Source organism: Streptomyces flavofungini, assembly GCF_041028215.1.
Taxonomy (GTDB): domain Bacteria; phylum Actinomycetota; class Actinomycetes; order Streptomycetales; family Streptomycetaceae; genus Streptomyces; species Streptomyces flavofungini_B.
The window spans coordinates 1-1,715 of record NZ_JASKYR010001114.1; the positions used below are offsets into that span (position 1 = coordinate 1).

The window sequence follows — 1,715 nt, forward strand, 5'->3', positions numbered from 1 at the left end:
CTTCCGCCCCCATCTGCCCCTGGCCCGCGCCCGCCGCACCACCCCGGCCTGCGCTCCCCGGGCCGCCACGGGCCTCACCGGCTTCGCGGGCGGCCCCTGGCAGACCGCACGCCTGCACCTGGTGGCCGGCAACATCGGCCGAGGCCCCGGCCCGATCCGCTACCGGGACGTGGCGGCATGGCCGTTCGGCGGCTGACCGCTCGGCACACTGAAGGTCCCCGGTCACGCGCGGCGGGCGCGCGGCCGACGAAGCGTACGGAGTGTGCCGGTGGATCTCAGCGCGGTGCTCATCGCGATGGCGGGCGTGGCGGGAACCCTGGGAGGCGCGCTGCTCACCCAGCGCGGCTCCGAACGGGCCAGGCGCCGGGAGATAGAGCTGCTGCGCGGCCATGAGGAGGCGCGCGAGAACCGCTCGCTCCGGCGCACCTGCTACGCGGAACTCAACCGCGACGCCCGCCAGTTCACCACCGCGCTCAATCGCCACCTGCACATCCTGCGGGAGCGCGACGTCGAGGACGCCGACAGTGCCGTGCTGGAGGAGGCGAAGCAGGCCCACCGGGACCGGTACTCCGAGGCCCAGATGCTCGCCCCCGAGGACGTCCTGGCGTCTGCGAGTGCCGTCAACCGCGCGCTGAACGAGGTGTACGGCCAGGTCAAGCGCCTCGAACGCGGCGCCCCCGCCCCCGGCGAGTCATCCGCCGCCGCGGCCCGTGCCCAGCACGAGATCTGGGACCTGCTGCGCACCATGAGAACCGCCATGCGCCACGACCTCGGCCTGCCGCGGAGCGGCTGAGCCCGGTCTACTTGGACTCGACGCTGCCCAGTGCGTCCGGTCCGGTCGTCAGCGCTGCGCACGCCGACTGCCAGGCGCCGTCGCCGGGGTGGCACCAGTCGTGGAGGTAGGCCCAGGTGAGCCGCTGGACCGCGGCCACGCGCCCGGGGTTCTCGTCCGTCGTCTCCGCGACGTCGTAGCCGGAGACGCCGCCGAGGCCGTGCTCCGCGTCGAACAGGGTGAGCAGGGTCTTGGGGCCCGGGGCGAGCCCATAGGGGTCGGTGTGCCATCGCGGGCCCCGGTTCGTCAGGTGGGCGGAGGCGTCCTTGTCGCCCGCGACGACGAGGGTGGGGGTCGTCATCGCGGAGAAGTCCGTCGTGGTGAGGAAGGGCAGGCTCGCGGCGATCGGCTCGTTGAGGGCGTCACCGCCGCGGCCGGGCGCGGCGAGCAGGACGCCCGCCGTGATGCGGGGGTCTGCGAGGCTCACCTCGGTGCCGTCGTCGGGGTCGGTGAGCCGCGCGCCCAGGAGCAGGCTCGCGGTGTGTCCGCCCATCGAGTGACCGGCGACGGCGATCCGGTCGCGGTCCAGGCGCCCGGCGAGTGGGGGGACGGCGGCCTCCACCTCGTCGAGCCGGTCGATGACGGTGCTCATGTCCTCTGCCCTCGACCGCCAGAACATGGGCGCCCCGGGGGTGGCGGGGTCGAGGTCGAGCGTCCGTGAGCTCAGATGGGTGGGCTGGATGACGGCGAAGCCGTGCGCCGCCCAGAAGTGGGCCAGGGGTGCGTAGCCGTTGAGCGAGGAGAGGTGGTTCGAGTAACCCTGGCCGTGCGAGAGGAGGATGGCCGGCAGCGCGTCGCCGCGGACCGGGGCGGACACCCGTATCTCCAGGTCGACGGGGCGGCCGGGGGCCGGCAGCCGTACGGGGGCGACCGAGACGACGGG

The 1,715-nt window shown here is 74.4% G+C and carries 2 protein-coding genes and 1 pseudogene; 2 read left to right on the plus strand and 1 reads right to left on the minus strand.

Annotation, left to right across the window (positions count from 1 at the left end):
* Both AB8Z36_RS38910 and AB8Z36_RS38915 read left to right on the plus strand, forming a co-directional pair.
* Positions 1-196: pseudogene (locus AB8Z36_RS38910) on the plus strand (RNA 2',3'-cyclic phosphodiesterase); the annotation flags it as partial.
* Positions 197-268: 72 nt separating this feature from the next.
* Positions 269-793, plus strand: a complete 525-nt coding sequence (locus AB8Z36_RS38915) for a hypothetical protein (protein ID WP_369218084.1) — start codon at positions 269-271, stop codon at positions 791-793.
* Between the two features lie 7 nt (positions 794-800).
* Here the strand turns inward: AB8Z36_RS38915 and AB8Z36_RS38920 are convergent.
* Positions 801-1,715 (minus strand): alpha/beta hydrolase family protein (locus tag AB8Z36_RS38920; RefSeq protein ID WP_369218085.1); only part of this gene is annotated, 915 nt, incomplete at its 5' end.